This is a genomic window from Candidatus Defluviilinea proxima, from assembly GCA_016721115.1.
Classification (GTDB): Bacteria; Chloroflexota; Anaerolineae; order Anaerolineales; family Villigracilaceae; genus Defluviilinea; species Defluviilinea proxima.
The window spans coordinates 1,978,977-1,992,821 of sequence record JADKIW010000001.1; the positions used below are offsets into that span (position 1 = coordinate 1,978,977).

Below are 13,845 nucleotides of genomic sequence, written 5' to 3' on the forward strand. Positions count from 1 at the left end.
CTATCACCTCTCGGCTCTTTCTGGACCTGGTTACTGATACTTCGCAAGGATCTCTGACACACGCTCCGGCGTGACATTGCCATAGACATCATCATCTACAAGGAATACTGGTCCGACACTGCAAATCCCGATGCAACTGGTCATCACCAGTGACCAGTTTTTATCATCGCTGGTTTCGCCGGGTTGAAGCCCCAACTCATCTTGAATGGCCTGTATCACTTCACGCCCACCCACCACATGACAGGGAGCGCTCTCGCAAAAGCGGATGATGTGCCTGCCAAGCGGCTTCAAAGAATACAAGTGATAAAAACTTGCGGCCGAATAGAGATGACTGTCTGCAAGGAACACGCCCTCCTGTGGCACATGGATGTGACGGCGAATCTCTGGCAGGGCGGAGGAGGGGATATAGCCCAGCTTGTGATTGATCTCGCTCAGAATGGGAACTACAGCATCGCGTGTGTTCCCGTGTTTCTCAATGGCATCATTCACCAGTTCGACAATGTCAAAATCTTTTTGCTTGATTGCTTGATCCATAATGTCACCTCAAGACTTTGGATTCAGGAAGCTTGCTTCCGTTTACCAACCAGCAAGTTGGTTGATTCCAAAATATGCTAAATCGTCGGGAACGGCGTGGACACGATCACGAACTCGTCCACGACCTTGCCACCGATGACATGCTCACGAATGATCCGTTTTACAACTTCGGGAGTCGCATTTCCGTAGAGTACGCCTGGTTGGTCGCCGATCACCACTTCGAGGAGCGGCTCATATTTACACAGGCCAACACAACCGATCTGTGAGACCGCCACATTCTTGATCTTGTCGTCTTCTACCACTTGTAGGACTGTGTTCAACGTATCGAGTGCGCCTGCTGCAATGCCGCATGAGCCGAGACTGACAATGATCTGAGTATGTCCCAGCCCGGCTTTGCGTCGCTTCTCCTCGATCACTTCTTCCCGAAGGGTATTTAGGTCTTCCAGTGAGCGTATTGTTTTCATAAGCATGTTCCTCATCATTATGGACTCAGCCAGCTAGCTCCCTGAATCCAAATTCTCCAGTATTTTCCAAACAGGCTCGGCCTGTTTCAAATTTTCATACACCTCTTCCACGGCATTTTTTACATCGAGCGAGATGGGGTAGCCGAAAGAAACGACATCTGGTTGGATACCGATTAACTCAACATTGGATGTGGTTTCCCGCAAAGACTCGATCAAATAGGAAAGTGGCAAAGTATGTGTGGTCATCAAGAATGGATCATCAAGATTCTCGTCGCTGATCAAGCGGATCGCACCGGGTTCCAAATCCATATCTGCAGCATCGACAACGACGATTTGTTCCGGTGCCATCTCACGGATCTGATGCAAGCAATTCTCTGGCACAGACCCGCCGTCAAGCACATCCCAGCCGTCTATGGGCGAACCAGCCATCAGCTTGGCAAGAAGCGGACCGGCGGCATCGTCGCCCATCATAGAATTGCCAACCGTCAACACGAGTCGCTTTGTCATGTCATTTTCCTTATCATCAAATACAAGGCGGGTTCTTTCATCATCGCTTGTAAAGATTGGGCGAAGGGTTTTGTCCATGGCTCATTCAATAGCGGAAGGAGCCCACCTGCATGCTCTTTGTTGACTTCGATCTCGCCCCATTTCAACACGCCTTCCATTTTGTGGCGGGCTGTGCCTTCGGGGAGTTGCGAAACCCATTCACGGTACTCATCGAGCGGAACTTCCATCAGGCTTTGGAAACAATCCATCACACCAACATGGTGACCGATTGCAAGCGAGTAATAGACCACCTGTCTGGCGTCCTCTGGGATGTTCTGTTCCTGATTGACGAACTTATGCGTCAACTGATAGAAGACAACCCGCTCGTTCATTTGCTATTGTGCTCCCTGAATTTCTACAAGACGCTTCATGATCTCAGTGAGACGCGGATCGTTTTGCTGATTGAGATGTGCTTGCACATTTTGCTCAATGCTTTTCGGATCGTTCTCATAGATCTCGAAGAATTTTTCTGCGATCTGTTTTCCGTACAGATACCCAGCCATGCGGCGGGACTCACGCTCGACATCCACACGCATCTTTAACGGGACCTCGGGATGCCTCGGCGATACATGCTCATCCTCGCCTTGAATGTGATGCGATGTCTTGAGCTTCTGGCCAAGGATGCCGAGCGCCATGGCGAAGCCATAAATTGTGGCGGCGGGAGTTGGCGGGCAACCGGGGATGTACACATCAATGGGGATGAACTTGTCCGCTCCGCCCCAGACGCAATACAGGTCGTGAAAGATTCCGCCTGAACATCCGCATGCGCCATACGCCACGCAAATTTTTGGATCGGGTGCCGCATGATACGCACGCATCGCAGGGACTCGCATCGAGCGGGTCATCGAGCCGGTGTAGACCAACACGTCCGCATGGCGTGGGGAGGAGACGACCTTGATGCCGAAGCGTTCCACATCGAAGAGAGGTGTGAGGGCGGCGAAGATTTCGATCTCGCATCCGTTACATCCGCCGCAGTCAATGCGGTAGACGTAGATGGAGCGTTGGATATCTTTAAGTAGCTTCCCTTTGAGTTGCGCTGTCTGTTCATCCAAATGGATGGAGTATTTGCTTTTTTCTACAACTACCTGATGGGTGGGTTTATCAATGAGCATCGGAACCCTCCGTTTGGAATAACTTCACCATCTTGGGTACGTCGTTCTTGCGCTTACACTCTGGGCAAATTTCCAACAAGGTGAGCGTGTCTTTTAACGTCTCTTCAGACATATCGCTTTGTTTGAGCAGTGCTGTTACATACTCGATTTCTTTGACCGGGGCAAAGTACGTTCCGCAGACTCGGCAGGCGGCGAGTTTGTAATCAGCCTTTTCGTACAAGTCCTGCTTGTTCATGACAGCTAGTTCAAAGTCTGGGCTGAGCGTGATGGCTCCCGTCGGGCAGACCTCTTCACAGCGACCGCAATAAATGCAACGGCCCATGAAAAGACTCCACGTCTGATATCCCTGATCGAGGTCAGTAGTGATATGCAGGGCGTTTGGCGGACAGGCAATGGCGCAGGCCGCACAGGCAATGCACATTTCAGGGTCGTGGTGCGGCTTGCCTCGAAAGCCCGGCATCTGTTCGATGGGCTCGAACGGATAGGGCAGTGTGGCATTGCCAACCTTCAAAACTTCTCTGATGAGTTTCAGCATAAGTTCTCCTGTCTCGTCATTGCGAGGGCGTTAGCCCGAAGCAATCTCCAAATTGTCGAGGAGATTGCTTCGTCGTCGCTCCGCTCCTCCTCGCAATGACGGGAGAGTTTATTTCTTCAACGGCGAGTCTTTGCGTTCGATGCAGTAGCGTTCCATTTCTTTGTACGGAACGATGGTTGCTTTCTTCTTGCGGACGTCCACAACTGTTACACGTTCGGTGCATGAGTAGCACGGGTCAATGCTGGCGACGATCAATGGCGCATCGGAAATGGTGTTGCCTCGCAACATGTATCGTAACGAGGGCCAGTTGTTGTAACTGGAGGCACGACACTTCCAGCGATATATCTTTTGGTTATCGCCCAACATGCTCCAGTGGATGTCCTCGCCACGAGGGGCTTCCACGTAACCGAGTGCAAATTTATACGGTTGATACTTGAAGCCTTCGGTCAATACCGGACCTTCAGGCATCGAGTCCAGACAACGTTCTACGAGTGAAACCGACTCGAAGAATTCCTCAGCACGGATCAGCGTGCGAGACAGCACGTCACATCCATCTTTTGATACTGTATGCCACGGAACCTTGTCATAGGCGCTATAGGGATGGATGACACGAATATCACGTGCAAAACCAGAGCCACGCAATGTTGGCCCAACGGGGCTGTAGTCACGAGCCACCTGCGTTTCCAACCGCCCAATGTTCTGTGTGCGCTGGACGATATTGGGAGTTTCCAACAACATGTTGACCAGTGTGGTTGCTTCGGCACGCAGTTCTTTTAGAAGTTGTAACGTCGTTGTGCGCTGCTCTTTCAATATGTCACGGCGCACGCCGCCGATCAAGTTGACGCCATAGGTCTTGCGGGAACCTGTCAGCATTTCGGCCATCTTCATCGCCTTCTCACGGACACGGAAGAATTGCATAAAGCCCGTGTCAAAGCCAACGAAGTGACAAGCCAACCCAAGATTCAGCAAGTGACTGTGCAAGCGTTCCGTCTCGAGCAATATCGTGCGGATGAAGTGTGCCCGTACAGGCACTTCAATTCCCAACGCACGCTCTACCGAGTTGGTGTATGCCACGTTGTGAGCATATCCACAAATGCCGCAGATGCGATCCGCAAGGAACGTGACCTGGTCATAGTTCAATCGACTTTCGGCGAGTTTCTCCATGCCACGATGGACATAGAAGAGACGATAGTCCGCATCAACGATGTGTTCACCATCCACATACAAACGGAAGTGACCGGGTTCATCAGAAGTCATGTGCAACGGCCCCAGCGGTACTTGGACGAGTCCTTCGCCCTCCACGTTGATGAAGTCATAGTTCTCGTCCTCAGTAGTCGGTTCAGGGCGGTAGCGGTAATCCATCGAATCTTTGCGCAAAGGATGAAGGTTGTCGGGCCAGTCGTCGGGTAGAACGAGGCGGCGTTCGTCCGGCAGTCCGATGGGTCGCAGGCCGAACATATCCCGCACTTCACGTTCGTACCAGATCGCTGCAGGCACTTTCGGAGTCACCGATGGGAACTCGGGTTGATGGGCAGGTATCTGCGCATGCACCACCACATATGCCTTGTCGTTCACTTCGAGATCGTTTGCGCCTTCCACCGATAAAACATAATAGATCGCAAACTGTCCATTGATCGGGCGCTCGTCATTCGCCACCACGGTCGCAAGCCAGCCGCCCTGTTCGTAATACAACATCTCCACGATATCGGGCACGCTGTTCAACGGCACGGTCACCGTCACCTGATCAGGCGCCTGCCACGCTTCGTCCATGATGGCACTACCAAAACGTGCACGCAGAGCCTCAATGTATTTTGTACCAACCTTCGGTTTCTCTTCCATCAATAAGGTCATAGTGTTTCCTTTCTAGGGCAACAACGATAGGAGATTCGCAGCTTGTCCACCATCTCCCATCAACGTGCTGGCGCCGTTGAGCAATGTCATCAATTGGGATGGGATGTAGAGACCGAGTGCAACGATCAGGATGACCAACACAGCGCCGGGCAGTAACGTTAACCAATTCGCTTCACCCTTGACCGTTGAATCTGGTTTCTGTCCGAAGAGGCTTGGTCCCAGAGCCCGGAAGAATGCCGCAAAAACCACCGTCAGGAACAACAGGCAAAAGACCATCAACCAGATGTGACCGGTGCCAAAGCCCGTTGTGATGATGAAGAACTTGCTGAGGAAGATGTTGAATGGGGGAGTGCCGACCAACGCCATTGCACCGACCATCAACAACACACCGCTGAACGGGATGACCTGTAACAAGCCTTTAACATCATCCAGGTTGCGTGTGCGATATTTGATGAGAATGTTTCCGCTCGTGCAGAACATGAGCGACTTGACCAAACTATGATTGATGGCTTGCAATAAGCCCGCAAAGATTCCAGCCGGTCCGCCGATGCCAAACGCCAGCACGATCAAACCGATATTTTCCATGCTCGAATAAGCCAGCAAGCGTTTGATATCTCGTTGCACGTACATGAAGAACGCCGCCGCACCGATGGAGATCATTCCAAAGACGAGGAAGAGTGTCTGGGCGAATGCAGGTCCAAGCACCAAATTCGAGATCGTCGCAAAACGGAAGACGACCAGCAAGGCGCAATTCAACAACACGCCCGAAAGCATGGCGCTGACCGGACTGGGCGCTTCGCTGTGCGCATCGGGCAACCAGGCATGCATGGGGAACAAGCCAGCTTTTGTGCCAAACCCAACCAGCACAAAGACGAATGCCATCTTGATGAGTGTTGGGTCAAGCGATTGCGTATTCTTGATGATCTCCGTCCACAACACGGCATTATGTGGATTTTGCATCACATTGAATGCATCGGAGTAAACCAACACGGTTCCGTATAAGCCGAACGCCACACCGACCGTACAGATGATGATGTACTTCCAAGCCGCTTCGAGCGAGGCACGATGTCCATAGATGCCCACGAGAAAGGCTGAGCCGAGCGTCGTCGCTTCGATTGCCACCCACATCATGATGATGTTGTTGGCGGTCACCACCAAAAGCATGGTGAACAGGAATAAATTGAAAAGGCTGTAATAGGTGCTTAATTTATTGTCGTCGAACTCGCCAGTTTCCAGATCATGGCGTGTGTACCCGATGGAATAGATACCCACGAGGAAACCCACCACGCCGATGATGAGCAGGAAGATGGCGCTGAGCGCATCCACGTGCAGCCAATCCGCCAATCCAAATATTGGACCTGTTTTGAGCACAGCGCTGACCGTCAATAAAGACATGACTAACACCAAAGTCACACTGATAAGATGCGCCGCTTCTATCAGAATACGTCCCACGCCTTTCAGCCAGCGGGCGGCAAACGCCACCAGCGAGAAGATCAGCGGGATAAGCAACAGCCAGATCAAAACCGTGGTGTCCGTCATATTGCACTTATCCTTTCAACGTGCTCAGGTCGGCGGTATCCAGTGTGCCCAACCGTTTGTATATCTGATAACCGAGCGCCACCATGATGACCACGCCGAAGACTGCGTCGGTGGCGATGCCGATCTCGACGATCTCAGGTGCATTGTAGGCAAGCAGGGCAAGGGTCAGGTGTGAACCGTTTTCCATCAAACAGAAACCGATGATCTGTTTGAACAGGTTGCGTTGGGTCAGGATGCACAACTCGCCGAAGAAGAAGTGAGCCATCGAAACAGCGAGCGCAGGCTTGAACGGTTCCGCCGCCTTGAGTTGGATCTGGTTCACGACGACGAAGGAAACGGTTAACGCAACGGCTGCAAGGAAGAACGAAAGCGTGGTTCCCATCAGGTTGCGAGGTTTTTCAGGGTTGCCCACTTTTGTGAAAGCGGTGTACAGGATCCACGGCACCAAAACGACCTTGGTGACAAAGGCGCTCGCCACCCAAAGATAGAGTTCTTTGGCATCAGTGGCATACGCCAGTGCCGCAAGGATGCCCACCAGCACAAGAGATTGGACTCCATACATGATCGCCGACCAGCGTGGTTGTTTGACCTCGATCACCAGCAATGATGTCAGGATCAATAAGCCACTTAGACTGTTGACAAGGATTACGCTCGACATATCGTGTATCTCCTTAACCCATCCACACTGCGGCAAAATATCCTGAGATGATTGTCAGGACCACCAGTGTTCCAAGAACGAACTGCATTTGGAATGGGAGACGTATTGCCGATGAAACATCAGGCGAGGGTTCGCCGGGCACGGCTTCACCGAAGACCCAGAAGAGCCAGGCAAAACTTCCCACCGTTTCGAGGGCGGCGATCACCATGAGAACCATCAATAACGGTTCAGCCTTTGCCACCATGAAGCCACCCGCCAGAATGCTGAATTTGCTGAAGAATGCGTTGAAAGGTGGCACACCGCTCACCGCAAGGGTTGCAACCGCAAAGCTGATTCCTACCAGCGGCATCTTTTTCATAATGCCTTTGAGCGACGGCAGCATCTTTGTCCCTGCGGCATAACTCAATGCACCCGCCACAAGGAAGAAAAGACTCTTCGCAAAAGCATGGTTGAAGATATGTGCGATCCCGCCATTGAATGCCATTGTGGAACCGAAGATCGAAATGGACAACGCCAGGAAGATATAAGAGAGTTGTGTGATGGTTGAATACGCCAGCAGTCTCTTCATATCTTTTTGCGGGAAGTACATAAAGAAACCATAGAGCATCGTGACGATCGCCATGATCGCTCCAACTGTTCCAACCACCTGAGGCACTTGTCCTGCTGATGCAAGACACCGTGCAAAGATATACACGCCCACTTTCACCATCGAAGCCGCATGCAGGTAGGCACTGATCGGCGTGGGCGCCGACATGGCGTCTGGCAGCCAAAAGTGAAACGGCAACTGCGCCGACTTGCCCCATGCGGCGATCATGACCCCAAAGAAAATAATGAGCTTGACGTTATCGGTCAGGCCTTCCAGCGCCGAGAGATCAAAAGTTTTGCTTGCGAGGAAAAACACCGCTGTTGCAACATACAGTCCCAGCGATGCCACTTGTGTTGTGATGATTGCCTTCATCGCCGCTTTGCGAGCTTTGGCATCATCGTAATAGCCGATCAGTCCCCACGAACAAATGCCGGTTAATTCGAAGAAGATCAACAGCCCAAGCATCGTGGATGAGCACACGACTCCTGCCATGGCTCCTATGAACATCAACAGGAAGAAGTAATACCTGCGCTTCACATCGACTTCGGGATGCTCCAGGTTCTCTGAGCTGAGATACCCTGCTGAATACACCACGATCAGAAAGCCCACAAGGATCACAGCCAGACCGACCAATGCGCTGATCTTGTCGATGACAACGCCGAAGACTGTCACCCCAGCAATGGATGCCAACTCTGCTGTGAAAGGAGCTTGCCGATCCAGCCCCAATTGAATGAGGAGGAGAAGACTGCACACAAAGGCCAGAAATGCCGCACACTGGCTGAAGACCTTGACCCAACTGCGTGGGATGACCAACGTCAACAAGGCGCCCACGAACGGGATCAGAAGACTGGCGAGGAACAATGCGACCATGTTATTTGTTTCTCCTCATCTACACATTGGCCAGATAGAATACGAACGAAAGGATCGCTGCGCCCAAGGCTGTCCACGTGACAGACGATGCTTTCATGAAGCGCACACGGGCCATTGCATTCTCAAACACAGCAATGATGAAATAGAAGGCGATCACTTTCAAAAAGAAAACCGCAATCGAAATTAGTACTGCAAGGATCAAAGGCAATTCAGATTGTCCGGTGACACTTCCAAAAGGCAGGAAGACCGCAATGAACAACGCAACGATGACTACTTGCTTCATATAGATTCCCCACTTCATTAAAGCCAGCGACTTGCCGGAGAATTCCGTCAACGGGCCTTCCTGTAATTCCTGCTCTGCCTCAGCGAGGTCAAAGGGCAGTTTGCCCATCTCCACAAAGGATGCGAATGCAAAGGCTAACATCCCAAGCCACACAGATGTGTATAGCGGGATTTGCCCAGTCGCAACTTTCGTGCTGATCTCGCTCAAATTGGTGGAACCCGCCAGCAAAGCCATCACGAATAACACCAGCACCATTACGGGTTCGATCAAAACGGAGAGGAACAGTTCTCGTCGTCCGCCTATGCCGCCGAACGTACTGCCAGTATCCAAACCCGAAAGGGCAAAGAAGAAGCGGGCGAGAGCGTAGAGATAGACCACAAGGATCAAGTCCCCGACCCATTCGAAGGGTGAGCGGGTCGTAAAGATGGGAATGATCGCCACGATCAACAACATCACAATGAACGAAACATATGGGGTTGCACGGAATACCCAACTGGATTGCTCTGAAATTACTTCCTGTCGTTTCATCAATTTCAAAATGTCGCGATAGTTTTGGAAGATGCTCGGCCCCCTGGCGGCTGTGCATTTTGGCCCGCATCACACGTGAGAAGCCTGCGAACAATGGCGCAAGTATCAGGATCACGAGAGCCTGCAAAAAACCAATGAAGAACATGCTGGTTGAACTCATGGCCTTCTCCCTATTTGAAAACGGCGATCAGAAGAACGATCAACGTCAGGATGATGTACAGGCAGTACATGCGAATGTCGCCCATTTGAAGCGCCTGAATGTGTCGTCCCACATAATCCACAGAGCGTGTCGTCGGTCCCTTGATGATATTTTCCAGAACGGGCTCGGCACGCAAGATCGCATCCCGCACGCGCTTTGACCATGCACCGATTGCATCCAATGGTTTTTGAATAGCCGTGCGCATCTGATAGATCACGCTAAATGTTGTCGTGATGGGTTGGTCAAAGTTGCTGGCCGACACCGACATCTGGCTTGAATATCCATAGCCGCAAGCCCATGGGTCGTTCACCATCTTCGTCCCGGCTTTGCGGTCGCCGTAAATGGCGATCACCACTACAGGCACCAGCAACAACCCGAGCAAAAGGATGGCGATCAACGGTGCAGATAAAACTCCCTGTGCTGTGTTTACATACACCCACGAGCCGTTTGCCACCGTCATGTTTTGGATATGGAATGTGCTTGCAACAACGTTTGCGAGATACGGAGCGATGAGCGGCGTACACAAGCCCAACAGGACGCATCCAATGGCGAGGAACGCCATGCCGCCCAACATTGAATCCGGTACTTCAATTGCCTTGCTTGCCTTTTCGCTTCTTGCTGGACCTGAGAATGCACTGCTGTACATCTTGATCGCCACCATCGCTGACAGCGTTCCGACGAGCGCAAGGATCGCCGCACACAATGGCAGTAATGCACGTATGATGAAATCCTGTCCGTTGCTGGCTGTGAAGAAGGCTTGATAAGTGAACCACTCGCTGACAAATCCATTGAACGGAGGCATCGCCGCAATGGATAAGCCTCCTGCAAGGAACATCAAAGATGTCCACGGCATCAAACGTCCGAGGCCACCCAGTTCATTCAGATTGCGTGTGTGAGTTGAATAATCTATCGAACCAGCTCCGAGGAACAGGAGACCTTTGAAGAAGGAATGGTTCAGGGCGTGGTACAAGGCCGCTAAAAAGCCGATCAGTTCAACGGTCGATTGATGCGTAGCCGTCCCGATCATCCCAGTGCCGATGCCCAGCAGAATGATCCCCACGTTCTCGACACTCGAGTAGGCAAGTATCCGCTTGATATCTTTTTCGGTGAGAGCGTAGAACACACCGATCACGGCTGAGAGTGCGCCGAAAGCAAGTATCAGGATTCCCCACCATAAAGTGGATGCGCCGAGGATCTCCACACAAATGCGCAGGATGCCGTACAGCGCTGTCTTGAGCATCACGCCCGAAAGGAGTGCTGAGACGGGCGATGGGGCGGCGGGGTGCGCGCGAGGAAGCCAGATGTGCAACGGAACCATACCTGCCTTGGCACCGAATCCGAAGAAGGCCAGCACGAAGACTAGGTTGCGAACCACTGGCGAGAGTTGACTCAGACGAAATGATTCAAAATCAAAACTGCCCGTGTTGATGTAGAACACAAAGAACGACAGCATGATCAAGGCGGTACCAGTGTGTGCCACCAGCATGTAGAGATAGCCCGCCTGAACTGATTCTTTTTTCTCGCCTTCAAAGATGACCAGGAAATACGACGCCAGTGTCATCATTTCCCAGAAGATGAGAAAGTAGAAAGCGTTGTCTATGGTCACCACCAGCAACATCATGGCAATGAACATGTTCGTGAAAAAGCCCAATGTGCCAATGTTGCGATCTGGGTAGTGTTTGAAATAGGAGATGGCATAAAAACTTGTCGCCAACCCCAATAGACAGATGATGACCACCATCAAAGTGGAGAGGCCATCCATTTGCAAAGTGAATTGCCCGAAGGGAAGCGGGACGGGTAACTTGAGCGGGGCGGGGGAGTGTGTGATAGCCTGTGCCGCAGAGACAACCCCAGTGAGAGATGCGAGAGTTCCCATCAGCCCGGCAGTAATGCGGGCGGTACGTTGAAACCCGCTGAGTAACAACGAAGCCAGCGCTCCCACCCCGAACAACGACACGGAAAGCAGTAATACCTGAATGGCATCCATACGGACTCCCTCCGCTAAATTTCTTCGAGCAATTTGACAGACTTGATTTCTTCGATGAATTCCTTCGAATGTCCCGACGCCTCATCCACCAGACTCAACGCCTTATGTGGACAGGCGAGCACACAGACGGGACCTTCCGGGCTGAAGTAGCATAGATCACATTTGACGGCGACCGTCTTTTGACCGATGTTCCAGTTCAGAATAGAAAGTTTTTCCTGTATCGCAAATTCACGCAGATACATGGGGTCTGATTGATACGGTGTATTGACATAGGTATATTGCCCCGCATTGAATTCAATCTTTGGAAGTGGCGTGCCTCCCGGTATGATGGCCCCAAATGGGCACGCCAAAGCGCACATCTTACAGCCGATGCACAGGCTTTCGTTCAGAATAACAGAGTCATCACGGGCAGTGATGGCATGCACCGGGCAAACTGCCGCACACGATGGTTCCTCGCAGTGCCGGCACTGAATGGGCATCGTGCCGAGGGGCGGCGTGTGCATGATGTATAGCCTGGGGTATGCCTGTAACCCGACCTTACGATGGCCTTCAACACAACCGGCCACGCAGGCATAACACCCGATACACCGTTTAGGATCAGCGACTACAACGTGTTTCATATTACCTCCGTCGAACTTCGGAGTGCTTCACCGCGTTGGTGTTCAGTTATGTCAACATAGGTAAATGGTTGACCTAACCAGCGGTAAAGATGAATCAGCCTGTAAGACTCTGTTAAATTGTTTAGGGTAAATCACATCCTGTTAGTGAAATTTTTCACTAATTAATTATAAGATAGTTCTTTGGCTAAAGTCAACAGACGAATATCATTGTTTTGTGTACATTTGTAATAGAAGATGAAGAGGATGACAAAATCTCCCCACATGTATGTTCGCGCAAATGGATATATAACATTGCAGGGACAATGGGCAATCATCATTGTCCCTGCATGAATCGGTTTGTTTTCTTTCTTCTAAAGCATCACCCTTCGTCGATTGTTACAGTGGCTGTCATGTTCCATAAAAACCTTGGATCAGACTCGTTGAGCGTGATCGTAACCTTGTAAGTCATGTCACCCAGATATTCAGTTCCGACAGGATCGATCTCCGTCACTGTGCCGAGAAAATCTTCATTGGGAAAAGCATCCAATTTGACCAAAACTGTGTCTCCGATGGTGATATCAGCCATGTAAATTTCGGCGAGATCTTTGGTCTCAACTGTCCAGTGAGATGTATCGGCAAGGAATGCGACTGGCAGGGTCGGTGTGACGGCTTCGCCGACATTCAGGTCGAGACTGAATAATACACCGTTGATGGGTGCACGCAGTTCGTAGAGTTCGATGGCTGCTTCTGCGGCGGTGACATGTGCCTTTGCAGCTTCGAGGCGAGACTCTGCAACGGCGAGTATTTCAGGGTCGAGGTTGGACTCGTCCAGTTTGGATTGCATCTCACGAGCGGCTTCGAGCTCCCCAATAGCTTTCAGCAGGGAAGTAAGTTCTTCATCGAGAGGTTGATCATTTTCAGAGACGGATGTCAACAGATCGGCGTAGGCTTTGGTCAGCGATTCCTTTTCTTTGTTGAAATCTTCTTGGGCATCAATGCGTTCACGATTGGTCTCTTCTTTATCCATCAGTGTATCGAGTTTGTCTCGGGCTTTGGTGTAGTCTTCCTCAGCGTTGACGTAATCATCGAGGGTTAACTCAAGGTCACTGGCTTCATCCGTGTTACCAATATTCCAGCCGTTGGCTTCATTTTCGTAGGAATCCTGTGCATCGAGCAAAGCTTGCTCCGTTTGAGCGGACGTGAGCAGGGCGTTGCGATGAAGTGCATCGAGAGATTGTTGTGCAAGGGTTTGTTCTAATTGGGCGGCAGCAAGCTCTGCCTGAACCGATTCGATGCCGACCAAGCGGGCAATGACATCTCCCTTGGTGACTTTATCACCAGGTTGGACGAGAATCTCCGCCACAATGCCGCCTTGTGCAAAGGCAAGTTCGACAGATGGTGAGGGGATCAATGTCCCTTCGGCGGTGATCGTATTGGGATTGGTTTCCTCGTTTGCTGGTTCTGCTTTTACGATGGGCGTATTTGCGCCACCGCAAGCGGTTAGGAAGATCGAGATAAGAATGATGGTGGAGAGAAGTGCTTTTTTCATGGTGA

The 13,845-nt window shown here is 51.3% G+C and carries 13 protein-coding genes and 1 pseudogene; all 14 read right to left on the reverse strand.

Translation table 11 applies throughout. The annotated features are described in order from the left end of the window. Positions 1 to 30 precede the first annotated feature (30 nt). Positions 31 to 534, reverse strand: coding sequence for an NAD(P)H-dependent oxidoreductase subunit E (locus IPP66_09185; protein ID MBK9925452.1), 504 nt, complete (start codon positions 532 to 534; stop codon positions 31 to 33). 77 nt (positions 535 to 611) lie between these two features. After that, the gene (locus tag IPP66_09190; protein MBK9925453.1) at positions 612 to 998 is read right to left on the reverse strand and encodes a (2Fe-2S) ferredoxin domain-containing protein; all 387 of its coding nucleotides are present in this window, start codon (positions 996 to 998) and stop codon (positions 612 to 614) included. Between the two features lie 33 nt (positions 999 to 1,031). Then, positions 1,032 to 1,505 (reverse strand): hydrogenase maturation peptidase HycI, encoded by a 474-nt coding sequence (gene hycI, locus IPP66_09195; protein MBK9925454.1) that lies wholly within the window; start codon positions 1,503 to 1,505, stop codon positions 1,032 to 1,034. After that, positions 1,502 to 1,876 carry a formate hydrogenlyase maturation protein HycH gene (hycH, locus tag IPP66_09200; protein ID MBK9925455.1) on the reverse strand — a complete coding sequence of 125 codons (375 nt, stop codon included), beginning with the start codon at positions 1,874 to 1,876 and terminating at the stop codon, positions 1,502 to 1,504. Before hycH ends, hycI begins: the two co-directional genes overlap by 4 nt. Before the next feature lie 3 nt (positions 1,877 to 1,879). Then, positions 1,880 to 2,656 carry an NADH-quinone oxidoreductase subunit B family protein gene (locus IPP66_09205; protein ID MBK9925456.1) on the reverse strand — a complete coding sequence of 259 codons (777 nt, stop codon included), beginning with the start codon at positions 2,654 to 2,656 and terminating at the stop codon, positions 1,880 to 1,882. After that, on the reverse strand, positions 2,646 to 3,191 hold the full coding sequence (locus IPP66_09210) for a 4Fe-4S dicluster domain-containing protein (GenBank protein MBK9925457.1): 546 nt from the start codon (positions 3,189 to 3,191) through the stop codon (positions 2,646 to 2,648). Before IPP66_09210 ends, IPP66_09205 begins: the two co-directional genes overlap by 11 nt. A 108-nt stretch (positions 3,192 to 3,299) precedes the next feature. Beyond that, on the reverse strand, positions 3,300 to 5,030 hold the full coding sequence (locus tag IPP66_09215; protein MBK9925458.1) for a hydrogenase large subunit: 1,731 nt from the start codon (positions 5,028 to 5,030) through the stop codon (positions 3,300 to 3,302). A 24-nt stretch (positions 5,031 to 5,054) separates the two neighbouring features. Further along, the gene (locus tag IPP66_09220) at positions 5,055 to 6,581 is read right to left on the reverse strand and encodes a hydrogenase 4 subunit F (protein MBK9925459.1); all 1,527 of its coding nucleotides are present in this window, start codon (positions 6,579 to 6,581) and stop codon (positions 5,055 to 5,057) included. A 7-nt stretch (positions 6,582 to 6,588) separates the two neighbouring features. Beyond that, positions 6,589 to 7,239 (reverse strand): hydrogenase 4 membrane subunit, encoded by a 651-nt coding sequence (gene hyfE, locus IPP66_09225; protein ID MBK9925460.1) that lies wholly within the window; start codon positions 7,237 to 7,239, stop codon positions 6,589 to 6,591. A gap of 13 nt (positions 7,240 to 7,252) precedes the next feature. After that, positions 7,253 to 8,695: a hydrogenase 4 subunit D gene (locus IPP66_09230; protein ID MBK9925461.1), complete on the reverse strand. Its 1,443-nt coding sequence runs from the start codon at positions 8,693 to 8,695 to the stop codon at positions 7,253 to 7,255. A gap of 19 nt (positions 8,696 to 8,714) precedes the next feature. Next, positions 8,715 to 9,666 (reverse strand): annotated as a pseudogene (locus IPP66_09235) (respiratory chain complex I subunit 1 family protein). Positions 9,667 to 9,676: 10 nt separating this feature from the next. Further along, positions 9,677 to 11,692, reverse strand: coding sequence for a hydrogenase 4 subunit B (hyfB, locus tag IPP66_09240; GenBank protein ID MBK9925462.1), 2,016 nt, complete (start codon positions 11,690 to 11,692; stop codon positions 9,677 to 9,679). A 14-nt stretch (positions 11,693 to 11,706) separates the two neighbouring features. Continuing rightward, complete coding sequence (locus tag IPP66_09245; protein MBK9925463.1) at positions 11,707 to 12,312, reverse strand: 4Fe-4S dicluster domain-containing protein; 606 nt, start codon at positions 12,310 to 12,312, stop codon at positions 11,707 to 11,709. A 358-nt stretch (positions 12,313 to 12,670) separates the two neighbouring features. Continuing rightward, the gene (locus tag IPP66_09250; protein MBK9925464.1) at positions 12,671 to 13,840 is read right to left on the reverse strand and encodes an efflux RND transporter periplasmic adaptor subunit; all 1,170 of its coding nucleotides are present in this window, start codon (positions 13,838 to 13,840) and stop codon (positions 12,671 to 12,673) included. Positions 13,841 to 13,845 lie beyond the last annotated feature (5 nt).